Source organism: Pseudomonas sp. NFX71 (genome assembly GCF_048079215.1).
GTDB classification, from domain to species: domain Bacteria; phylum Pseudomonadota; class Gammaproteobacteria; order Pseudomonadales; family Pseudomonadaceae; genus Aquipseudomonas; species Aquipseudomonas fluorescens_B.
Window position 1 is genome coordinate 1,702,636 of sequence record NZ_CP182230.1, and the last position, 22,641, is coordinate 1,725,276.

Sequence of the window (22,641 nt, forward strand, 5' to 3'; positions counted from 1 at the left end):
CTACTCTTTGGTGAGATCCACTAACGGCGCCTGCCTCACCTCAGTCTCCCGACCACCCTGAATCTCTGTGACACGCTTCAGCGCGTTATCCACAGCGCTCTTGTCCGCCAGCAAGCTGTAGTTGATCCGGAATTGCCTGTGTTCGTTTGGCGCAATTGTCGGCACTAAACCGAGTGGCCGCTGATACCGACGGTTGTAGGAAAAACTTGTCCCCGGCTCCAGCCCGGTGACGTAGCCCTGGCCTTGGGTATCGGTGTTTTTCCACAGGGAAAACACGGGCAGCGTTTGTGTGTTGAAACCGACCGAAACGCCCAGGCTGCCCGCCTTGTTATGCAGTACCGTCAGCGTATCGCCCTTGGCGTCGGCATACGGCACGACGTTGTACACCGTCTCGTCGTAATCCTTGGTTGGCGCGCGATAGGTCTGCCAGTCCGGCAGTTCCGCTTTCGCTTTGTCGTTGAACGGCGACACTTGTTTCACCGGCGCGGCGAAGCGGGCGCCCTGCTCGAGAAACGGGGTGCTGAAGTTACTGTGGTACAGCGCCTGGTATTCCTTCGGGTAGTCGCCGTTGTTGGTCAGGGTGTCATTGAGGCTGAAGCTCGCACTGCCAGGTTCGGTGACCAGTTCGGTCGCGACAGAGAAGTCGACTTTCTTGAACGCCTGCTCTTTCAACTCGCCGCGCAGGCTGATGGCGTACGGCGGTTTTTCGTCAATGTGCAGGGTGACTTTACTGGCCGGGATGTTGGCAGCGCGACCATGCAGGGTCAGTAATTCGCCGTTGTCCATGCCGGGGTGGCCGACCCACTCGTAGCCGCAGCGGGTGACCAGCTCGTTGAAGCCTTCCAGCCAGCCCAATCCACCACGACCGTTGAGTTCGATGAAGGATGGATTGACCACTTCCTTGACCGGCGAATCCCAGCCCATGCGCACATTACCGACCGAGGCCTGCAGGACGTTCATCCCGCGGGTCGGCACCACTGAAAGCTTCATCGTGCCGTTATCGATGTCGACAATGCTGACCCCCTCCTGCCGCCCACCGTGCAGAGTTCGCAGGGTGACGGAAAAGGGTTTGTCGGTTTTCACCCCGAGTTGCTGGCTGGTGATTTGCCAGTTCTGGGCAGCCTTGTCGGTGTCGAGAAGGACGTAATCCCAGGCCATCGCATGGGACGCGGCAGAGAACGCACTGAGGGCGACGATGAGTTTGAGCGGAGTCATGGCGGGAGCCTTTATTGGAGTTGTGCCATTTTTATAGACTTGCTGAAACGTTTCATCAAGTTAAAAAGTGCAGACAAAGCCAAGAAGACCGCTTGGAGATAAATGATTCGCGAATGTGCGGCAAATCGAAAAGGGGGTCGATCCTTTCGCGAGCAAGCCCACACATTAGGTTGCAGGTGAACACAGCATTTGTGAACACCTGAGGTCAACTGTGGGAGCCTGCTCGCGATAGCTATTTCAAAGGCACCTCAACGAAACCGGTCAACCTCTTGGCGCAAATCAGCCGCCAGCTTCTCCAGTTCCTTGGCAGTCACCGCCAGGTTCGACACCACTTCCCGCTGCTCACTGTTCGCCAACGCAATGCTTTGCAGGTTGCTGCTGAGCAATGTCGCGGTGCTGCTCTGCTCCTGGGTCGCCGTGGTGATCGCCGCGAACTGCTGGCCAGCCGAGCGACTTTGCTCATCGATTCGCGCCAGGGCCGACGCGACGTTGGCGTTGCGCGACAGGCCTTCCTGCATCAGCACATTGCCCTGTTCCATGGTGCTGATAGCGTTGCCGGTTTCCTGCTGGATGCTTTGGATCATCCCGGAAATCTCATCGGTGGCCTGGCGAGTACGCGATGCCAGGTTGCGCACCTCGTCAGCCACCACCGCAAATCCACGCCCCTGTTCACCGGCACGCGCCGCTTCGATGGCGGCGTTGAGCGCCAGCAAGTTGGTTTGCTCGGCAATCGAAGTGATCACCCCGACAATCCCGCCGATTTCCTGAGAGCGCTGACCCAGGGTGTTGATCACCGTGGCGGTGCTGTTCAGTGCGCCGGCAATTTGCTCCAGGGACGAGGACGCTTCATCCATCGATGTACGCCCAATCTGGGTTTGTTGTGCGTTTTCCTGAGCCAGACGTTGAGTGCTGCCCATGTTGTCGGCGATGTTCAGCGAGGTGGCGCTGAATTCTTCCACGGCGCCGGCCATGCTGGTGATTTCGCCCGACTGCTGTTCCATGCCTTCATAAGCGCCACCCGACAGACCCGACAGCGCCTGGGCACGACTGTTGACCTCTTGCGAGGCCTTGCGGATGTGCTCGACCATTGTCGACAGCGCCTGGCTCATCTGGTTGAAGGCGCGGGCCAGTTGACCGATTTCGTCGTTGCTCGACACGTTCAAGCGCACGCTCAGATCACCGGCGCCCAAGGCTTCGGCCTGACGCACCAGATCACCCAGCGGTGCGAGCTTACTGCGCAGCAACCAGACAGCCGAGCCCACGGCGATCAACATCGCCAGCAGACTGCCAATCGCCAATTGAATGCCCACGGCCCAGGTCACAGCACGGATTTCACTTTTCGGCATGCTCGCCACGACCGACCACGGCCCGCCTTCAAAGGGCACGGCAATGCTGTAGAAGTCTTCGGACGTGTCGCTCCAGAACTCACCTTTACCCGGCGTCTTGGCCAGGCTGTTGATCGACTTGACCGCTTGCTCCGGTGCTTGCACACCCGCGATTGGCACCAGCCATTTGTTCTGCTCATCGAGCAGCGCCAAAGAGCCGGTCTGCCCGATGCGGAAGCGTGTGAGGTTGGCGAACTGCGCGTTCTGAGCGTCGGTGTAATCGAATCCTACGTACAACACGGCAATGACCTTACCGCTGCTGTCGCGCACGGGGGTGTACTGCGACATGTAGAAGCGTTCGAACAGCAACGCCCGACCTACATAATTCTGCCCCGCCAGCAAACGTGCATAAGCCGGGTTCGCGTGATCGAGCAAGGTGCCGATGGCGCGGCTGCCGTCCTGTTTAGTGACGTTCGTACTGACTCGAATGAATTCATCACCGCTGCGCACGAACACGGTCGCAACGCCCGCGGTCATTTGCTTGAACTCGTCTACTTCCTTGAAGTTGTTATTCAGCACTTCGCTGCCCAGGTGCAGGCCCGGGGTCTGCGTGCCCGCCACGGCCACCGGCTCGTCCGGGTGCACGCTCAGGCCTGCGCTGAAGCGCTTCTCGAACAGGCCGGCCAGGCGCTGGGTACTTTCACGCAACGTACCGTGAAACGTACTCAGCTGGTCGGCCAGCAAGCGGGCTTCGCTGGCCAGGTGCTCTTCGCGGGTAGCGAGGTTGGCAGAGTCCAGCGAGCGCAAGGCAAACACGGTGCTGCCGCTGATGACAATCGCCAGAATAACGGCGAGCGCAAGACCAAGCTGTGAGGCAATCCGGGCACGAGGTTGAGACATGACAGCTCCTGGCCAAGTGACCGGATCGTCATTGATCGGCTGCTCGGCAAATTTTCTAATAATGGGAATTGCATCGAACCTGCACGAAGGTTCCATCTGCAGATTTTCGGCGGCAAACCTGAATACTTGAGTAATAAGCGAGGATATGGCTCAAAGCCTCTATCTCGCCGGCTCTAACGATTCAGCTCAGGTGCTCGACATCCGGCAGTTTCATCGCCTGGGCTTCGCCTTGGAGGAAATCGCTGAGACGGCGCAAACGTTCACCTCCGGGACGTGTTTTCGGCCAGACGAGGTAATAATGCTCACCGCTGGCGACGGCAGTCGGCCACGGCAAACTCAGACGACCCTGCGCCACATCCTCGGCCACCATCAAAAGATCGCCCATCGACACGCCATAACCCCGGGCGGCGGCAATCATCCCCAGCTCAAGCGTATCGAACACCTGCCCGCCCTTGAGCGACACCTGTTCGGTCAGCCCCATGCGCTCCAGCCAGTTGCGCCAGTCACGCCGGTCAGGCGTCGGGTGCAGCAGTTCGGCATTGGCCAGGCGTTCGACATCCCAGGGTTGATCTTTCAGAAGATTCGGCGCGCCCACCGGAATCAGCTCCTCGGGGAACAGGAAACTCGCCTCCCAGTCCGGTGGAAAATGCCCGTTGCTGAGGATCACGGCACAGTCGAACGGCTCGTGGTTGAAGTCCACCGAGTCGACGTCCATCCAGGCGCTGGTCAGTTGCACCTCGTTGCCCGGTTGCAGATGGCGGAAACGGCTGAGCCGCGCCAGCAGCCAGCGCATGGTCAGGGTGGATGGGGCTTTCATGCGCAGGATGTCATCTTCGGCGCGCAAGGTATTGCAGGCGCGTTCGAGTGCCGTGAAGCCTTCGCGGATGCCCGGCAGGATCAGCCGCGCCGACTCGGTCAGTTGCAGATTGCGACCGCTGCGGTGAAACAGCCGACAGGCAAAGTGCTCTTCGAGCGTACGAATGTGTCGACTGACCGCACTCTGCGTAATCGACAACTCTTCGGCCGCACGGGTAAACGAGCTATGCCGCGCCGCCGCTTCGAATGCACGAAGGGCATACAAGGGAGGAAGACGACGGGACATGCGGAAAGCTCCTATAGCGCAATGGCGTCAACTTATCAGAATCTCCGCAGGATGAGTTTTAATCATGCCATCCATCCTTTTTATCCCTTTGTGCAAACCCCGCAGAGCGCCGAGAATCGACGCTTTCCCTGTTCTCTTTGAGCGTCGAGCGTGATGACCATGCAGCATCCAGCGCGTATTGAACTCTGGGCCATCCTGCGGCTGGCGGGGCCGTTGATTGCCTCGCAGTTGGCGCATATGTTGATGGTCCTCACTGACACCTTGATGATGGCGCGGCTGAGCCCCGAAGCACTGGCTGGCGGCGGACTCGGCGCGGCGACGTATTCGTTTGTGTCGATTTTTTGCATCGGCGTGATCGCGGCGGTCGGCACCCTGGTGGCGATCCGTCAGGGCGCGGGCGATATCGTCGGGGCGGCGCGACTGACCCAGGCCGGCCTGTGGCTGGCGTGGTTGATGGCGTTGGTCGCCGGTTTGCTGCTGTGGAATCTCAAACCGGTGCTGCTGATGTTCGGCCAGACTGAAACCAACGTTCAGGCAGCCGGGCAATTCCTGTTGATCCTGCCGTTCGCCCTGCCCGGCTACCTGAGTTTCATGGCCCTGCGCGGTTTCACCAGCGCTATCGGCCGGGCGACGCCGGTGATGGTCATCAGCCTCGGCGGCACGGTGGCCAACTTCGTGCTCAATTATGCGTTGATCACCGGGATGTTCGGCCTGCCGAAAATGGGCCTGGTGGGCATAGGTCTGGTCACGGCGATTGTGGCCAACCTGATGGCCGTGGCGTTGGCGCTGCATATTCGGCGGCACCCGGCGTACGACGCGTATCCCTTGCGCCAGGGTCTTTCGCGGCCAAACCGGCAGTACTTGAAAGAGCTGTGGCGTCTCGGCCTGCCGATTGGTGGCACTTACGCGGTGGAAGTCGGGCTGTTTGCCTTCGCGGCGCTGTGCATGGGCACCATGGGCAGTACGCAACTGGGCGCGCATCAAATCGCGCTGCAGATCGTCTCGGTGGCGTTCATGATTCCGGCGGGGCTTTCCTATGCGATCACCATGCGCATCGGCCAGCATTACGGCGCCGGGCAGCTGTTGGATGCGCGACTGGCCGGACGGGTCGGGATCGCGTTTGGCGCGGCCGCAATGCTCGGCTTCGCGATGGTCTTCTGGCTGCTACCCAATCAGTTGATTGGCCTGTTCCTGGACCACAACGATCCGGCCTTCCGTCCCGTCATCGAACTGGCTGTGAGCCTGCTGGCGGTGGCGGCGTGGTTCGAGCTGTTTGACGGTACGCAAACCATCGCCATGGGCTGCATACGTGGGCTCAAGGACGCCAAGACCACGTTCCTGGTCGGGCTGGGTTGCTATTGGTTGATTGGCGCGCCTGCCGCCTGGTGGATGGCCTTCCATTTGAACTGGGGACCGACGGGCGTCTGGTGGGGATTGGCGCTGGGCCTGGCGTGCGCGGCGGTGAGCCTGACGCTGGCGTTTGAGTGGAAGATGAAGCGGATGATTCGGCGGGAGCCAACACCTCAGGAAGGTTTCCGGATGGCTCAACCTGACTGAAATCCCCTGTGGGAGCTTTTGTCGCGAGGGCGCTTGCTCCCTCGCCACAAAAGCTGCGTGTTAAACCACGCCTTCCAGCGCCGGCTGCTGATTGCTGCCGAAACTCAAGTAATCCACCAGCTCCGCCAACGGCAACGGCTTGCTGATCAGATACCCTTGCACCTGATCACAGCCAAACCCGCGCAACAGGTCCAGCTGCTCCGGCGTTTCCACGCCCTCGGCAACCACTTCAAGATTGAGGTTGTGCGCCAGATTGATCATGGCGTGGACCAGTTTGCGATTCTCTTCGCGCCCCTCCATCCCACCGACAAAACTCTTGTCGACCTTCAGCAAGGCAATCGGCAGGCTGTTGAGGTGCACGAACGACGAGAAGCCGGTGCCAAAGTCGTCGAGCGAGAACCGCACGCCCAGACGCCCGAGGGCATCCATGGTCTGCTTCACCAGATCGCTGCGACGCATGACCGCCGTTTCGGTCAGTTCGAATTCCAGCCATTGCGCCTCGACACCGCGCTCGGCAATCAGCCGGCTCAGGGTCGAAAGCAACTGGCTGTCCTGAAACTGCCGGAACGACAGATTGATCGCCATGTGCAACGCCGGCAGACCCAGCTCGCGCAGCGCCTGCATGTCGCGCAGCGCGCGGGAAATCACCCAGTAACCGAGCGGCACGATCAAACCGCTTTGCTCGGCCAGAGGCACGAATTCGCTCGGCGGCAGCAAGCCACGTTCAGCGTGACGCCAGCGCACCAGGGCTTCGAGGCCGACAATCTGGCCGTCTTCGAGGTTCAAGCGTGGCTGGTAATGCAGTTCCAGCTCATCGCGACGCAACGCCCGACGCAGCTCGCTTTCGAGGTCGGCCATGCTGCGGGCATTGCGATTGATGCGTTCGTTGAAGATGTGAAAGGTGCAGCCTTGAGTGCTCTTGGCCTGCTGCATGGCGATGTGCGCGTGCCACATCAACGGATCGGCGCCGGCCTGGGCGCGGGCGTGGGCGATGCCCAGACTGGAACCGATCAACAGGCTTTCGCCGTCGACCCAATAGGGCTCTGCCAGTGCCTCGGTGATTCGTTCGGCCATCCACTCGGCGCGTTGCGGCGCGCGGCGGGTGTCGATCAGCAGGGCGAACTCATCGCTGCCCAGCCGCGCCAGTTGATCGCTCGCCTCGAGCTGGCTTTTCAGCCGCGCGACCACTTGCAGAATCAACCGGTCGCCAGCCTGATGGCCGAGGGCGTCGTTGGCGTGGCGGAAGTTGTCGAGGTCGAGGTGACCTAAGGCCAGGCCGCGGCCTTCGTTTTCTGCCAGTCGCGCGGCCAGCAGGGTCTGGAAACCCTGGCGGTTGGCGATGCCGGTCAGCGGGTCCTGTTCGGCGAGGCGCTGCAGGGTGTTTTCCAGCACGCCGCGCTCGCGCACATGGCGCAGACAACGGCGCAGCATGCCGGGGTCGAGATGCTCGCGCACCAACCAGTCGCTCACGCCATCGGGCGGCAACAGCGGCTCGTGCTCGAGCAGCAACACCGTCGGCAAATTGCAACGGCCCGGCGCCGGCTGAAGGGCCGGGATCGTCAACAACACCGCGCTGCGGTTGTCATCGAACAGAGTGCTGACCGATTCCCAGCTTGGAGCGCTGATGAGCACGGCCGAGCTCCCCATCGGAGCCAGACACTCGCGCAACAACGCTGCCCACGCTGGCTCTTCGGCCAGTAGCAGCAAACGCAAGGGTTCGACAGGCGTAGACAAGCTAGCTCCCTAGACTCTGCAATGATGTAGGCGGCGGGCATTATGCCGTGCCGATAACCAATGACCAAATGACATCAGTTATCAAACGATACCTTTGTATCCGGAATTACGAACATTAGACGCAAATTCACCGCGCATCCTGCGTGAAAGTAACAAAACCGGCAAATATAGATAGCGTGTTGCGTCACAAGTCGGAGAGAGCAGCACAATTCGCTGAGCCTGTTAAAATGCCGGCCCATTTCGTGACTGACTCCTGAATTTACGTATGTCCCGACTCAATCCCCGGCAGCAAGAAGCCGTGAGCTACGTCGGCGGCCCTCTTTTGGTGCTCGCCGGCGCGGGCTCCGGCAAGACCAGCGTGATCACGCGCAAGATCGCGCACTTGATCCAGAACTGTGGCATCCGCGCCCAGTACATCGTCGCCATGACCTTTACCAACAAGGCCGCGCGCGAAATGAAGGAACGGGTCGGCACCCTGCTCAAGGGCGGCGAAGGCCGTGGCCTGACCGTGTGCACCTTCCATAACCTGGGCCTGAACATCATCCGCAAGGAACACGTGCGGCTGGGCTACAAACCGGGCTTCTCGATTTTCGACGAGACCGACGTCAAAGCCCTGATGACCGACATCATGCAGAAGGAATACGCGGGCGACGACGGCGTCGACGAGATCAAGAACATGATCGGCTCGTGGAAAAACGACCTGATCCTGCCGGCCGAAGCCCTGGAAAACGCACGCAACCCCAAGGAGCAGACCGCCGCCATCGTCTACACCCACTATCAGCGCACGCTCAAGGCGTTCAACGCGGTGGACTTCGACGACCTGATCCTGCTGCCGGTGAAACTGTTCCAGGAACACGCCGACATCCTCGAAAAGTGGCAAAACAAGGTTCGCTACCTGCTGGTGGACGAATACCAGGACACCAACGCCAGCCAGTATTTGCTGGTGAAATTGCTGATCGGCACGCGCAACCAGTTCACCGTGGTGGGCGACGACGACCAGTCGATCTATGCCTGGCGCGGCGCCCGCCCGGAAAACCTGATGCTGCTCAAGGACGATTACCCGTCCCTGAAAGTGGTGATGCTGGAGCAGAACTACCGCTCCACCAGCCGCATCCTGCGTTGCGCCAACGTGCTGATCTCGAACAACCCGCACGAATTCGAAAAGCAGTTGTGGAGCGAGATGGGCCACGGCGACGAGATCCGCGTGATCCGCTGCCGCAACGAAGACGCCGAAGCCGAGCGCGTGGCCGTGGAGCTGCTGACCCTGCACTTGCGTACCGACCGGCCCTACAGCGATTTCGCGATTCTGTATCGCGGTAACTACCAGGCCAAGCTGATCGAGCTGAAGCTGCAGCATCACCAGATTCCGTATCGGTTGTCGGGCGGCAACAGCTTTTTCGGACGTCAGGAAGTGAAAGACCTGATGGCCTACTTCCGCCTGATCGTGAACCCGGATGACGACAACGCCTTCCTGCGGGTGATCAACGTCCCACGCCGGGAGATCGGTTCGACCACCCTGGAAAAGCTCGGCAACTACGCCACCGAAAGAAAAATCTCGATGTACGCCGCCACCGACGAAATCGGCCTGGGCGAGCATCTGGACACGCGTTTCACCGATCGCCTGTCGCGCTTCAAGCGTTTCATGGACAAGGTCCGCGAGCAGTGCGCCGGCGAAGACCCGATCTCGGCGCTGCGCAGCATGGTCATGGACATCGACTACGAGAACTGGCTGCGCACCAACAGCTCCAGCGACAAGGCCGCCGACTACCGCATGGGTAACGTCTGGTTCCTGATCGAGGCGTTGAAAAACACCCTGGAGAAAGACGAAGAAGGCGAGATGACCGTCGAAGACGCCATCGGCAAACTCGTCCTGCGCGACATGCTGGAACGTCAGCAGGAAGAGGAAGACGGCGCCGAAGGCGTGCAGATGATGACCTTGCATGCCTCCAAGGGTCTGGAATTCCCTTACGTGTTCATCATGGGCATGGAAGAGGAAATCCTCCCGCACCGCTCCAGCATCGAAGCCGACACCATCGAAGAAGAACGTCGGCTGGCCTACGTTGGCATTACCCGCGCGCGCCAGACGCTGGCCTTCACCTTCGCCGCCAAGCGCAAGCAATACGGCGAAATCATCGACTGCGCACCGAGCCGTTTCCTTGATGAATTGCCGCCGGACGACCTGGCTTGGGAAGGCACCGATGACACGCCGGTTGAAGTCAAAGCCGTTCGCGGCAATACCGCATTGGCGGATATACGGGCGATGTTAAAGCGCTAGAATTGAGCACTTTTCAACCAAACACTTTTTGACAAGCTAGGCGCACACAGCGCCAGTAGAGGAACGCTTCATGGAAGCACTGCACCAGAAAATTCGCGAACAAGGCATCGTGCTTTCCGATCAGGTCCTGAAGGTCGACGCCTTTTTGAACCACCAGATCGACCCGGCGCTGATGAAGCTGATCGGCGACGAGTTCGCTGCGCTGTTCAAGGACTCGGGCATCACCAAGATCGTCACCATCGAAGCTTCGGGCATTGCCCCGGCGATCATGACCGGCCTGAACCTGGGCGTACCGGTGATTTTCGCCCGCAAGCATCAGTCCCTGACACTGACCGAAAACCTGCTGTCGGCGACCGTTTACTCGTTCACCAAGCAGACCGAAAGCACAGTGGCGATCTCCCCGCGCCACCTGACCAGCAGCGATCGCGTGTTGATCATCGATGACTTCCTGGCCAACGGTAAGGCGTCCCAGGCGCTGATCTCGATCATCAAACAGGCCGGCGCGACCGTGGCGGGCTTGGGGATCGTGATTGAGAAGTCGTTCCAGGGTGGGCGTGCGGAACTGGATGCGCAGGGTTATCGGGTTGAGTCGCTGGCTCGCGTTCAGTCGCTGGCGGGCGGTGTCGTGACCTTCATCGAATAACCCGCTACACCGCATTTCCCCTGTGGGAGCGAGCTTGCTCGCGATGAGGCCATAAAGCCCAACAGCAATGTTGGCTAGCAGGCTCGCTCCCGCGGCGATTGAGTGGTTACTCGGGCAATTAGATTTCAAGCCTTTGGAAGATCCATTCGATAACCCGCCCCCGGCGCCCCTTCATGCATCGCTGCCTGAATGTCCGCATACAAGGCATTCGCCTCAGCGGTAGTGATTGATCGCGAACAATCACGCAGCACCACTCGCAGGAGTACATTCTCCTGGCCCGGTAGCAGCCCTAGGCGCTTGATTGCTTGTGCGGGTAAATCCGAGAACGCCCAGCGTCCCTTGACCTGCATCTCCTCGATCCAGTCAGAGCAGTCACCAGCCGCCTGCAACATCCTCTCGGTCAGCACCTCTTCGCTTAACCCCGGCGTAACCGCCAACGAGATGTCACGAGCAATCGACGGCAAACGCGATACTGCCGTCCATGGCTTCAGATCATGCATCTGCGCCTGCACTCGCACGTTCTGATCGCGTAGCAAGCGAATATCCGGGATGCCCTTGCGCAGCATTGTCAGGCGATCCAGCCCCATCCCCAGCGCCAGCCCCCCATGACGCAGCGGGTCTATTTTCAAGCGCTCCAACAAAGATCTCGCAATACGACCGCACTCCAACACTTCAACTGGAGCACAGTCATTCAACACATTTACTTCAATTCCGCCCTCCGTGTAGTGATGCGGACTATTGCTGTAGACCCAAGGTTTATCGGGAACGGCGGACTTGAGAATATCGCTGACCAGGCGCAACAGATGTTCATGCGTCGACATATCCGGATCACCCAGCACCCAAATATCCATTTGATGCGGTTCTGCGCAATGCCAACGATCCCGACTATCGCGACGGAAAGTAATACCCGGTGCGGCCAGCAAAATAGTCTGCCCCGGTTGCCGCACTTGCGCCGCTCGCTGAAGCGCTGCCGGAATCTGACTGGTGGTTTGCGTTCGCAACAGCGAGCACTCATCGACCCAACGGGTGTGTTCACTCCCGAGCGTGACTTCTGTCGGATCATAGCCGAGCAAACCGTAATTTTCTTCAGCAGACACAATACGCGGCCCAGTCTGTAACTGTGCTTTAGGCCAGCCTTTTTCAGCGAGTCCTTCCAGGACTTCATGCAGCAGCAGCCGGACGGCGTGATTGGGATTGTTTGTTTCGGTTAGATCAACGAGCAATAAGGCCTGATGGACAGACGTATCTGACAGATATTTCTTTGATGCGCGCACTATATAATCCTCTATCTACAGTTAATATCGAGCCAGAAAACGAAGCCCATAAATAAAGCTAACTACACAAACTCACCCACAACAACATAAAAAATTAAAATATCAAACTTTCAGAATAAGACTACAGATGCGCCCCACACAAATAACCGCATCACATCCTCCGAGAGTCGTGACAGATGAATATATTCTAAAAAATGCCTAGCAAGACACTTAACGCACCCAAAAAATCCTGTATTAATTAGTCCACTCCCAAGCAGCTCGGGGAGCAAACTAAAAATTGAAAAAGGATGATCATATGAAAAATGAAAAAGTCGTCAAAGAAAAGCTTAACCGGATCACTTCTGGCCCGGATAATTTTGGGTGGGCACCGTTGGCCTGGGCTCACACTGAGTAAATGATACCAATGCGCGGTAAGTGTTCTTTCCGCGCATTGGAAAAACCAGGAGAATTTTATGTCACCAACGAATATGATATCGACACTCTTCGGCCGTGAAGAATTATTAATTATTTCGGACTCAAATGACTTCCTCAGAGAGTGTGCGTTGCAAGGATTCAACACAGCCAATATTTTTGAGCTAAAGAAACTACCAAGAAACAGTATTGTTTTTTCTTTTAGCAATGACGCCGCAAAAATGACGTTTGACCTAGCAAAAAATACAGAAAGCAAAAGAAGCGTTTTCTGCGCAACTCAAGTGTTCGAACCCACTGTAGCTACTGCGCTTTATAGCCTTAAGCTTTTGCTGAGTAGCAATTTTGAACATGCCTTATGCACACAGCGATCTGTGTTAAACATGCTCAATTCACATGATTTCTTTTTTCTTTCTGGTAACGACGCCGACGCGCAGGTCTCCATTTTTCCGCACGCCCAGCCTTACGCACTACTTGCCGAAGACGTGTCTCACGATTTTGTTCAGTCCGTAGCAGAATTTTTCGAAGTTCATTACGCACACATGAACCCACAAGAGCCCTGCCCATTTTCTTTTACCGGAACATTAAAAATCGCGGGTATATTGACAGTGCTCAGAAAACCTAACCCGACCCTACCAGAGGGCCTAAAAACTTCACTTAATTGGCTGAGCAATCGAATTTCGAAAGAAGGTGCAGTGTTATCAATTAAAGACAACACCATCATCTCACTAAAAATAAAAAATGAAGAGCAAATAAAGCTTTTAGATCTTGCGGCTGGTGCTCGAGGACTTAAGCTGACGGAGTTTGCCATCGGGGTAAACGAGGCTATCTCATCGAATATCGATTACAAAACAAACTCACAAATGAATGAAGGCATCAGTGGAGTTCACTTAGCTATTGGTGATGGGTCTTCCGGTTATCACATAGACTTCCTTAGTCCATCTGTGAACGTAAGCCCAATACACTAGCTAATTAAGTGGTATCCCACGAAAGTAAAAATACCTGTTCTATTCCTCCTGTCTCAAAAATGTGGCCGGCGGCGTCGTGACCTTCATCAAGTAATCTGCCACACCGCATTTCCCCTGCTGGCGATGGCGTCGTGTCAGTCAAAATCTTCATGACCGACAGACAGCCATCGCCAGCAGGCTGGCTCCCACAGTTGGTTTTGCGTTGCGTGTTATGGCGCGGTGGCCTTCAGGCCGGTGAGCAGCAGGCGCTGGAACAAATCCTCTTTCAACCCCTCCGGGTTGGTCAGTTGCATCCGCTCCAGATGCTCGGGAAACGATTCAGGCTCTGGCGCATCCAGAGCGGCCTTGCCCAACTCCAGAATCTCCGTCAGCTTGAACTTGCTCTTCAGCCAGTTGAGCGCCCGCAACAAGTCCCGCTCCTCCCCAGTGAAATCACACCCCAGCGGATACTCCGGAAACAACTGCGGATGCCGCGCCTGAATCGCCTGTAGACGCTCTGGCCTGTTGTCGGCAAAACGCGGATCAATGCGGAAATTTTTCGGCAATTTACCTACGTCCTGCGCCTGTTCGATCAACCCCGACTGGAAGCGTGAATCGCTGATGTTGAGCAACGCCTCGATCACCGCCGCATCGGTCTTGCCGCGCAAATCGGCGATGCCGTATTCGGTGACGACGATGTCGCGCAGATGCCGCGGGATCGTGCAATGGCCGTACTGCCAGACGATGTTGGAACTGACCTCCCCGCCTGCCTCGCGCCAGCTTCGCAGCAACAGAATGGAGCGCGCGCCCTCCAGCGCATGGCCCTGGGCGACAAAGTTGTACTGCCCGCCGACGCCGCTGAGTACCCGCCCGTCTTCGAGCTGATCGGCCACACCGGCGCCAAGCAACGTCATGGTAAACACGGTGTTGATGAATCGCGCATCCAGGCGTTGCAAGCGTTTGAGTTCTTCCTGACCGTAAAGCTCGTTGATGTAGCTGATGCGGGTCATGTTGAATTCGAGCCGCTTGCTTTGCGGCAACTCACGAAGGCGCTCATAGAAACTGCGTGGCCCGAGGAAAAATCCGCCGTGCACCGAAATGCCGTCGATCTGCGCAGCCTCGTCCAGGGTGCCGGCATTGGCCTGTTGCTGAGTGGGCACGTCCGGGTAGACCTTGCGCCGCACGATCCCGGCATCGGCCAGCACCAGCAAGCCGTTGACGAACATTTCGCTGCAACCGTAAAGGCCCTTGGCGAAGGGCTCGATTCCGCCTTCACGGTCGATCAACTGCGCCCACTGGCTGAGATTCACGTCCGCCAGCAGCGCTTTGTAACCCTCGTTGTCAGCCTGTCGCGCCAGCAACGCAGCTGTCAGCGCGTCGCCCATGGCACCGATGCCGATCTGCAAAGTGCCGCCATCGCGCACCAGCGTGCTGGCGTGCAGGCCGATGAAGTGATCCTGGAAACCCACCGGCATGTTCGGCGTCGAGAAAAGCGTGGTGGTGTCCTTCTCATCGATCAGCAGGTCGAAGGCATCGATACCGATTTCCGCATCACCGGGCATGTACGGCAAGTCGTTGTGCGCCTGGCCCACGAGCAGGATCGTCTCCCCCGCTGCCCGGCGTTTCTCGATCATCGGGAACAGGTCGAGGGTGATGTCCGGGTTACAGCTCAGGCTGAGGCGATCGGGATGCTCGCTGTGACTGGCCACCAGTTGCGCGACCAGGTTCAAACCGGCGGCATTGATGTCCCGCGCGGCGTGGCTGTAGTTGCTGCTGACGTAATCCTGCTGAGCGGATGCGCTATGCAGCAGGCTGCCGGGCTGCATGAAAAATTGATGAACGTGGATGTTGGGCGGCAGGTTGTCCTTGTGCAGGCCCGCGAGGAAATCCAGTTCCGGATAGTCACCAAACACCCGTTCGATGAAGGGTTCAAGGAAGCGCTTTTGCAAACCGTCGCCCAAGGAAGGACGGCCCAGGCACAGCGCGGTGTAGATCGTCAGCTGCCGCTCGGGCAGTTGCGCCACGCGTTGATACAGCGCGTTGACGAAGTGGTTGGGTTTGCCCAGGCCGAGGGGCAGGCCCATGTGGATGTGCGCCGGCAACCGTGCCAACACATCATCGACCGCCTGTTCGATAGAACACAACTGCACCATCTGATCCTCCCTTACATTCCGTGAGTTGGGGTTGGACCGATCGTGCCGTGTCTTTGCTGCAATGAACAGCCTCGTGCGGCAAATCGCAGGCACAAAAAAGCCGCTCGAAAGCGGCTTTTTCGCGAAAGATGCAGGCGTATTACAGGCCGGACATCTCTTTGATTGCGCCTTTCAGCTCGTCGTCGGTGCAGTCGGCGCAGGTGCCTTTAGGCGGCATCGAATTGATACCGGTGATAGCTTTGGCCAGGATGCCGTCGAGGCCGCCCTGGTGATCGGCGCGCTCTTTCCAGGCCGCTTTGTCGCCAATTTTCGGCGCGCCCAGCAGGCCAGTACCGTGGCAAGCATTGCAATGCTTGGCAATCACGTCTTTAGGTGCCTTGGCACCGCCGCCTCCGCCAGCAGAGGCAGCCACTTCCATCCCCTTGCACTCTTTACCCTGAACGCAAACCTGGCCGACTGGCTCAAGGCGTTTGGCAATATCGTCGCTGGTCGCAGCTTGAGCGCTGACAGCCCATAGGGCCAATACGGTTGCTGGTGCAGCCAGCATTTTCATAATTAGATTCACGCGTTCACCCTCAATGGTGGCTAGTCACGCCTACGGCCACGGTTCGCAGGCGGGCGCAAGTATAGCGGTAAGCCCGCCGCACTGAAACAACCCCAAAGTCGAAGGGGTCTTGTTGCGCCGCGGAAAAACCCTTTGGGTGTCGCTGCCGTGCGGGCAGGACGCCTCTTCTCTTAGAAATTCGCCGGCGTGGCTGCGCTGATTAGCCGCGCCGGCGCATCGAACGGATTACGGAAGCGATGTGGCTTGGTACTTTCAAAGTAGTAGCTATCGCCTGCTTCAAGCACAAAAGTTTCCAGCCCGACCACCAGTTCCAGCCGTCCTTCCACCAGAATCCCGGTTTCCTCGCCCTCATGGGTGAGCATCTCGTCACCGGTATCGGCGCCTGGCGGGTAGATTTCATTGAGGAAGGCGATGGCGCGGCTCGGGTGCGCCCGGCCGACCAGTTTCATGGTCACGGCACCATCGGAAATATCGATCAGCTCGTTGGCCTTGTAGACGATCTGAGTCGGTTTTTCCTGCAGGATCTCTTCGGAAAAGAACTCGACCATGGACATGGGAATCCCGCCCAGAACCTTGCGCAGCGAACTGATCGAGGGACTGACGCTGTTCTTCTCGATCATCGAAATGGTGCTGTTGGTGACGCCCGCGCGTTTAGCGAGTTCACGCTGCGAAAGACCTTTGAGCTTACGGATGGATTGCAGTCGTTCACCGACGTCCAAGCTTGCGCCTCCAGGATTCAGGTTGTAGGAATATTGAGCGTTATCATGGCGACAGCGTTCAGTATTTACAACACTTTGGCCTGAATCCCGTGCGGCGAGGCGACTTCCGGTGCGCAGTGTTTGGGCTTAAGCCCCGGAATAGAGCAGCGGTACCCGGCGCAGGTTGCAAAAGATCTGGTAAGGAATCGTGTCAGCCGCTTCCGCAACCGTGCTGGCGAGCACATTTTTGCCCCACAACTCGACGGTCGAGCCGAGGCCGGCTTGCGGCACATCGGTCAAATCCACGCAGAGCATGTCCATCGACACCCGGCCGATCAACTGGCTGCGCTGACCGGCAACCATCACCGGTGTACCGGTTGGCGCGTGACGCGGATAACCATCGGCATACCCCATGGCCACCACGCCCACACGCATCGGTTTTTGCGTGATGAATTTTGCGCCGTAACCGATCGGCTCCCCAGCCGGCAGCTCACGCACGCAAATCACCTTCGATTCCAGGGTCATCACCGGTTGCAGGCGGGAGGCTACCGCGTTGGCTTCTTCAAACGGCGTGGCGCCGTAGAGCATGATGCCCGGGCGTACCCAGTCGCTTGGAATCTGCGGCCAACCGAGCACCGCCGGAGAGTTACGCAGGCTGATCTCGGCGGACAAACCCTGACGCGCCGCTTCAAATACGGCCACTTGCTCGGCACTGGCCTGACTGTGCAGCTCATCGGCACGGGCGAAGTGACTCATCAGCACGATCTTCGCGACCTTGCCGCTCGCCAGCAGACGTTGATAACCCGCCTGGTAATCCTTCGGATGCAGGCCGACCCGGTGCATGCCCGAGTCAAGCTTGAGCCACACCGTGATCGGCTTGCTCAGCGCGGCTTTCTCGATGGCTTCGAGCTGCCACAACGAATGCACCACACACCAGAAATCATGCTCGACGATCAGCGCCAGTTCATCGGCTTCGAAAAAACCTTCCAGCAACAACACCGGCGCCCGAATGCCTGCGGCCCGCAGTTCCAGAGCCTCTTCGATGCACGCCACGGCAAACCCGTCCGCCTCGCCCTCCAGCGCCTGGGCGCAACGCACTGCGCCATGGCCGTAGGCATCGGCCTTGATCACCGCGAGGGCCTTGGCCCCTGTGAGTTCTCGGGCGATTTGGTAGTTGTGACGCAGGGCTTGAAGGTCGATCAGGGCACGGGCTGGACGCATGGCGGCAGGCTTCTAGGCGGTCGTGGAAATAAAAACCGGCGCTGGCTGACGGCGTTAACCGCCCACAGCACCGGGAGAGGGATCTTTCTGACAGGCTTATGGCAGAGCGGCTACAACCGACAGCTCTACCAGGATTTCCGGTTCGCACAGCTTCGACTCAACCGTTGCACGGGCCGGGGCGACGCCTTTTGGCAGCCACTTGTCCCACACCGTATTCATGCCCTCGAAGTGCGCATCGATATCTTTCAGGTAAATCGTTACCGACAGCAAATGGTGCTTATCGGTACCCGCCAGATCGAGCAATCGCTCGATATTGGCGAGGGCTTCGCGAGTCTGTTGTTCAATCCCGGCGTTCATGTCATCGCCGACCTGCCCGGCCAGATACACCGTACCGTTGTGAGCGACGATCTGACTCATGCGCTCATTGGTGAGCTGGCGCTGGATTGCCATGTTTTGCGGACTCCTGGAGTTTGCTGCCATAACGGGAAATATCGAGGCCTTCGGCGCTGATCTGTGGCGTTTTCTTCGCCATCAGGTCGGCCAGCAAACGGCCGGAACCGCACGCCATGGTCCAGCCGAGCGTACCGTGCCCGGTGTTCAGGAACAGGTTGCTGAACGGCGTTGCGCCAACAATTGGCGTACCGTCCGGGGTGGTCGGACGCAGACCGGTCCAGAAACTCGCCTGGGCCAGATCACCGCCCTGAGGATAAAGGTCGTTGACGATCATCTCCAGGGTTTCGCGCCGACGCGGGTTCAACGACAGGTCAAAACCGGCTATTTCAGCCATGCCGCCGACACGGATACGGTTATCGAAACGGGTGATCGCGACCTTGTAGGTCTCATCGAGGATAGTCGAAGTCGGGGCCATCGCCGGATTGGTGATCGGCACGGTCAGCGAGTAACCCTTGAGCGGATACACCGGGGCGCGGATGCCCAGCGGCTTGAGCAGTTGCGGCGAGTAGCTGCCGAGTGCCAATACATAACGGTCAGCGGTTTCCAGCTTGCCGTCGATCCATACACCGTTGATGCGATCACCGGCGAAGTCGAGCTTCTGAATGTCTTGGCCGAAGCGGAATTCCACACCAAGGTTCGTACACATCTCTGCGAGTTTGGTGGTGAACATCTGGCAATCGCCAGTCTGGTCGTTCGGCAGGCGCAGGGCACCGGCGAGAATGTCGGTGACGCTGGCCAGGGCCGGTTCAACGCGGGCAATACCGGCACGGTCGAGCAGTTCGAACGGCACGCCGGACTCTTTGAGTACGGCGATGTCTTTCGCGGCGCCGTCGAGCTGAGCCTGGGTGCGGAACAATTGAGTCGTACCGAGGCTTCGGCCTTCGTAGGCAATGCCGGTTTCGGCGCGCAATTCGTCGAGGCAGTCACGGCTGTACTCGGACAGGCGGACCATGCGCTCCTTGTTCACCGCGTAACGGCTGGCGGTGCAGTTGCGCAGCATCTGCGCCATCCACAGGTACTGGTCGATGTCGGCGGTGGCCTTGATCGCCAGCGGTGCGTGACGCTGCAGCAGCCACTTGATGGCCTTGAGCGGCACACCCGGCGCGGCCCACGGCGAGGCATAACCCGGCGATACCTGCCCGGCGTTGGCGAAACTGGTCTCCATGGCCGCAGCCGGCTGACGGTCCACCACCACCACTTCGAACCCGGCACGCGCCAGATAATAAGCACTGGTGGTACCGATGACGCCGCTACCCAAGACCATAACGCGCATTTTCATATCCCTCATCGCGGCGTGCCGCTGACGTTTGTAGTTCAGACCGTAGATGTGGGCAGTTTAAAAAAGATTAGCCAGTGCTTTTCACTATATAAGCACCTATATTTGGCGACAATTCTCGGCAAAAACGCTTTTCACGGAGGCGCATCCCCTATGCGTACCAACACTCAGACCAAACGTGAGCTGGACAAGATCGACCGCAACATCCTGCGGATCCTGCAAGCCGACGGGCGCATTTCCTTCACAGAGCTTGGGGAAAAGGTCGGGCTCTCGACCACACCCTGCACCGAACGGGTTCGGCGCCTGGAGCGCGAAGGCATCATCATGGGCTACAACGCCCGGCTGAATCCGCAGCACCTCAAGGGTAGTCTGCTGGTGTTCGTCGAGATCAGCCTCGACTACAAATCCGGCGATACTTTCGAAGAGTTCCGACGTGCGGTGCTGAAACTGCCCCACGTGCTGGAATGCCATTTGGTGTCAGGGGATTTCGACTACCTGGTGAAGGCGCGGATTTCCGAGATGGCCTCGTACCGCAAGCTGCTGGGCGACATTCTGCTCAAGCTGCCGCATGTGCGGGAATCCAAGAGCTATATCGTGATGGAAGAAGTTAAAGAAAGTTTGAGTTTGCCGATTCCGGATTGAGCCTTTGTGGTGTCTGTTCAGACCTCATCGCTAGCAGGCCAGCTGCTCCCACAGGTGGACTTCAGTGGACACACATTCTGTGTACGACACAGAACCATTGTGGGAGCTGGCCTGCTAGCGATTACAGGCGACTCGGTCTTCCTTCAGACGAGCACCTGCCGGGTAGAAGCCATGTACTCATGAATCTGCTTCTCCACCCGCGGATGAATCAACTCAACCGGCCCCCGCCCATTCGGGCACGGCAGCGTCTTGGTGGTGCCAAACAACCGACAAATCAGCGGCCGCTCGTCATACACCGTGCAGCCGTTCGGCCCAAGGTGCACACAGTTCAGCTCATCCATCGCCGCATCCTGCTCGGCGCGGGTCTTGCGCGGCAGGCGGGACATTTCTTCGGGTGATGTGGTCACCGGCCCACAGCAGTCATGGCAGCCGGGCACGCACTCGAACGAGGGGATCTGCTGGCGCAAGGTGCGGATTTTCTGACTGTTGCAGCTCATCGAAACGGTAGTCCAAAGCGGAATAGAGCGGGATTCTGCAGCAAAAGTGTCGATCCAGACAGCCACAACCGACCAGTGTTGCCCGCGCCAGAAGGTCCGGCTTATGCTCCGTCAAATTTTCTAGACACAAGACTCAGGATGACGCGCATGAATGCCCGCGCCCAGCACATTGCTTCCTATTACGCCGCCAGCAGCCTGCCACAGCCCGATTACCCGGTGCTTACGGAGGATTTGGTGGCCGATGTGTGCGTGATCGGTGGTGGGTTTTCCGGGCTGAACACCGCGCTTGAGCTGGCAGAACGCGGCCTCAGCGTGGTGCTACTCGAAGCGCAAAAGATTGGCTGGGGCGCCAGCGGCCGCAACGGAGGGCAGCTGATTCGTGGCGTCGGTCATGGGCTCGATCAATTCACCAACGTGATCGGCGCGGACGGTGTGCGTCAGATGAAACTCATGGGCCTGGAAGCGGTGGAAATCGTCCGACAGCGGGTCGAGCGTTTTCAGATCCCTTGCGACCTGACATGGGGTTACTGCGATCTCGCCAACAAGCCTCGCGACCTGGAAGGTTTCGCCGAAGACGCCGAAGAACTGCGCAGCCTCGGCTACCGCTACGAAACCCGTTTGCTGCAAGCCCATGAAATGCACTCGGTGGTGGGTTCCGACCGCTACGTTGGTGGCCTGATCGACATGGGCTCCGGGCATCTGCACCCTCTCAACCTGGCCTTGGGCGAAGCTGCCGCCGCGCAGGAATTGGGCGCGAAGTTGTTCGAACAATCGGCGGTAACCCGCATCGATTACGGCCCGGAGGTGAAGGCCCATACGGCTCGAGGTTCGGTTCGCGCGAAGACGCTGGTGCTGGGCTGTAATGCCTACCTTAACCAGCTCAACCCCGAACTCAGTGGCAAGGTATTGCCCGCCGGCAGCTACATCATCGCCACCGAACCCTTGAGCGAAGAACAGGCGCACGAACTGCTGCCGCAGAACATGGCGGTCTGCGATCAGCGGGTGGCGCTCGATTACTACCGGCTCTCGGCGGATCGACGCTTGCTCTTTGGTGGCGCCTGCCACTACTCAGGTCGCGACCCGAAGGACATCGCCGCGTACATGCGGCCGAAGATGCTGGAGGTTTTTCCGCAACTGGGTGGGGTGAAAATCGATTATCAATGGGGCGGGATGATCGGTATCGGCGCCAACCGCCTGCCGCAGATCGGCCGGCTCAAGGGTCAGCCGAATGTGTATTACGCCCAGGCTTATTCAGGTCACGGGGTGAATGCCACGCACCTGGCAGGCAAGTTGCTGGCCGAGGCGATCAGTGGGCAGCAGGGTGGTGGGTTCGATCTGTTTGCCAAGGTGCCGCATATCACCTTCCCCGGCGGGAAGCATTTGCGCTCGCCGCTGTTGGCGTTGGGGATGTTGTGGCACCGGATGAAAGAGTTGGTCTGAACCCTGTAGGCGCTGCCTTCGGCAGCGCCTACAGGGGATCGCGTTTAGGCTTCAGATCCTCCAGAAAGACTTAAGTCCCTCCTCCCGCGCCTGCTCCCGACTCAACCCGACATCCTTCAATTGCTCCGGCGTCAGATCGAGCAACGCCTTGCGCGTGTGCAGACGATGCCAGAACAGGCCCCAGCGACTCAGGCCGGACGGTGCGTTGCGCATAATCGCTTCCCGCGCACCGTTTTTTTGCCCTGCCGCCAGTTCCTGACTGCGTAACGCCAGCCGCACATCGCTCAAGCCGTTCATTTTGATTGCTCCTGTTTAC

At 58.7% G+C, this 22,641-nt stretch carries 19 protein-coding genes; 6 read left to right on the top strand and 13 right to left on the bottom strand.

The features are described 5' to 3' along the window. From ACM1ZW_RS07915 to ACM1ZW_RS07925, 3 genes are all read right to left on the bottom strand, one after another. Entirely contained in the window at nucleotides 1-1,215 is a 1,215-nt protein-coding gene (locus ACM1ZW_RS07915; protein ID WP_416740386.1) for an aldose 1-epimerase family protein, read from the bottom strand. A 248-nt stretch (nucleotides 1,216-1,463) separates the two neighbouring features. Then, complete coding sequence (locus ACM1ZW_RS07920; protein WP_017341453.1) at nucleotides 1,464-3,440, bottom strand: methyl-accepting chemotaxis protein; 1,977 nt, start codon at nucleotides 3,438-3,440, stop codon at nucleotides 1,464-1,466. Between the two features lie 181 nt (nucleotides 3,441-3,621). Then, nucleotides 3,622-4,542, bottom strand: coding sequence for a LysR substrate-binding domain-containing protein (locus tag ACM1ZW_RS07925; protein WP_017341454.1), 921 nt, complete (start codon nucleotides 4,540-4,542; stop codon nucleotides 3,622-3,624). A 159-nt stretch (nucleotides 4,543-4,701) separates the two neighbouring features. On the opposite strand from ACM1ZW_RS07925, the gene ACM1ZW_RS07930 reads away from it, so the two are divergent. Continuing rightward, the gene (locus tag ACM1ZW_RS07930) at nucleotides 4,702-6,099 is read left to right on the top strand and encodes a NorM family multidrug efflux MATE transporter (protein WP_414877948.1); all 1,398 of its coding nucleotides are present in this window, start codon (nucleotides 4,702-4,704) and stop codon (nucleotides 6,097-6,099) included. A 60-nt stretch (nucleotides 6,100-6,159) separates the two neighbouring features. Here ACM1ZW_RS07930 and ACM1ZW_RS07935 read toward each other — a convergent pair whose 3' ends face one another. After that, a complete protein-coding gene (locus ACM1ZW_RS07935; protein ID WP_017341456.1) occupies nucleotides 6,160-7,833 on the bottom strand; it encodes a putative bifunctional diguanylate cyclase/phosphodiesterase in 1,674 nt (557 codons plus the stop codon). Between the two features lie 265 nt (nucleotides 7,834-8,098). Here ACM1ZW_RS07935 and rep point away from each other — a divergent pair, with 265 nt between their 5' ends. Beyond that, nucleotides 8,099-10,108, top strand: a complete 2,010-nt coding sequence (gene rep, locus ACM1ZW_RS07940; RefSeq protein WP_017341457.1) for a DNA helicase Rep — start codon at nucleotides 8,099-8,101, stop codon at nucleotides 10,106-10,108. Nucleotides 10,109-10,178: 70 nt separating this feature from the next. Next, nucleotides 10,179-10,751 carry a xanthine phosphoribosyltransferase gene (locus ACM1ZW_RS07945; protein WP_010465159.1) on the top strand — a complete coding sequence of 191 codons (573 nt, stop codon included), beginning with the start codon at nucleotides 10,179-10,181 and terminating at the stop codon, nucleotides 10,749-10,751. A 125-nt stretch (nucleotides 10,752-10,876) separates the two neighbouring features. Here ACM1ZW_RS07945 and ACM1ZW_RS07950 read toward each other — a convergent pair whose 3' ends face one another. After that, nucleotides 10,877-12,025: a hypothetical protein gene (locus ACM1ZW_RS07950; protein ID WP_414877949.1), complete on the bottom strand. Its 1,149-nt coding sequence runs from the start codon at nucleotides 12,023-12,025 to the stop codon at nucleotides 10,877-10,879. 452 nt (nucleotides 12,026-12,477) lie between these two features. Here ACM1ZW_RS07950 and ACM1ZW_RS07955 point away from each other — a divergent pair, with 452 nt between their 5' ends. Continuing rightward, nucleotides 12,478-13,401 (top strand): hypothetical protein, encoded by a 924-nt coding sequence (locus ACM1ZW_RS07955; RefSeq protein WP_017341461.1) that lies wholly within the window; start codon nucleotides 12,478-12,480, stop codon nucleotides 13,399-13,401. A 209-nt stretch (nucleotides 13,402-13,610) separates the two neighbouring features. On the opposite strand, the gene ACM1ZW_RS07960 is transcribed toward ACM1ZW_RS07955, so the two are convergent. From ACM1ZW_RS07960 to dadA, 6 genes are all read right to left on the bottom strand, one after another. Continuing rightward, nucleotides 13,611-15,533, bottom strand: coding sequence for an acetyl-CoA hydrolase/transferase C-terminal domain-containing protein (locus ACM1ZW_RS07960; RefSeq protein WP_416740387.1), 1,923 nt, complete (start codon nucleotides 15,531-15,533; stop codon nucleotides 13,611-13,613). A gap of 139 nt (nucleotides 15,534-15,672) precedes the next feature. Continuing rightward, nucleotides 15,673-16,086, bottom strand: a complete 414-nt coding sequence (locus tag ACM1ZW_RS07965; protein ID WP_017341466.1) for a c-type cytochrome — start codon at nucleotides 16,084-16,086, stop codon at nucleotides 15,673-15,675. 182 nt (nucleotides 16,087-16,268) lie between these two features. Next, entirely contained in the window at nucleotides 16,269-16,817 is a 549-nt protein-coding gene (locus ACM1ZW_RS07970) for a cupin domain-containing protein (protein WP_007947433.1), read from the bottom strand. 126 nt (nucleotides 16,818-16,943) lie between these two features. After that, nucleotides 16,944-18,017: an alanine racemase gene (gene alr / locus ACM1ZW_RS07975; RefSeq protein WP_414884766.1), complete on the bottom strand. Its 1,074-nt coding sequence runs from the start codon at nucleotides 18,015-18,017 to the stop codon at nucleotides 16,944-16,946. Between the two features lie 96 nt (nucleotides 18,018-18,113). Then, nucleotides 18,114-18,467, bottom strand: a complete 354-nt coding sequence (locus ACM1ZW_RS07980) for a RidA family protein (RefSeq protein WP_017341468.1) — start codon at nucleotides 18,465-18,467, stop codon at nucleotides 18,114-18,116. Next, nucleotides 18,439-19,743: a D-amino acid dehydrogenase gene (gene dadA / locus ACM1ZW_RS07985; protein ID WP_031319174.1), complete on the bottom strand. Its 1,305-nt coding sequence runs from the start codon at nucleotides 19,741-19,743 to the stop codon at nucleotides 18,439-18,441. The genes ACM1ZW_RS07980 and dadA overlap by 29 nt, the downstream gene beginning before the upstream one ends. A gap of 156 nt (nucleotides 19,744-19,899) precedes the next feature. Between dadA and ACM1ZW_RS07990 the strand changes: the two genes are divergently transcribed. After that, nucleotides 19,900-20,388, top strand: a complete 489-nt coding sequence (locus ACM1ZW_RS07990) for an Lrp/AsnC ligand binding domain-containing protein (protein ID WP_003177284.1) — start codon at nucleotides 19,900-19,902, stop codon at nucleotides 20,386-20,388. 143 nt (nucleotides 20,389-20,531) lie between these two features. On the opposite strand, the gene ACM1ZW_RS07995 is transcribed toward ACM1ZW_RS07990, so the two are convergent. Beyond that, nucleotides 20,532-20,885: a YkgJ family cysteine cluster protein gene (locus ACM1ZW_RS07995; protein ID WP_007947437.1), complete on the bottom strand. Its 354-nt coding sequence runs from the start codon at nucleotides 20,883-20,885 to the stop codon at nucleotides 20,532-20,534. Between the two features lie 147 nt (nucleotides 20,886-21,032). Here ACM1ZW_RS07995 and ACM1ZW_RS08000 point away from each other — a divergent pair, with 147 nt between their 5' ends. Then, entirely contained in the window at nucleotides 21,033-22,325 is a 1,293-nt protein-coding gene (locus ACM1ZW_RS08000) for an NAD(P)/FAD-dependent oxidoreductase (protein ID WP_416740388.1), read from the top strand. A gap of 51 nt (nucleotides 22,326-22,376) precedes the next feature. Here the strand turns inward: ACM1ZW_RS08000 and ACM1ZW_RS08005 are convergent, their stop codons facing one another. Continuing rightward, the gene (locus ACM1ZW_RS08005; protein WP_017341471.1) at nucleotides 22,377-22,622 is read right to left on the bottom strand and encodes a DUF1127 domain-containing protein; all 246 of its coding nucleotides are present in this window, start codon (nucleotides 22,620-22,622) and stop codon (nucleotides 22,377-22,379) included. Between the last annotated feature and the right edge of the window lie 19 nt (nucleotides 22,623-22,641).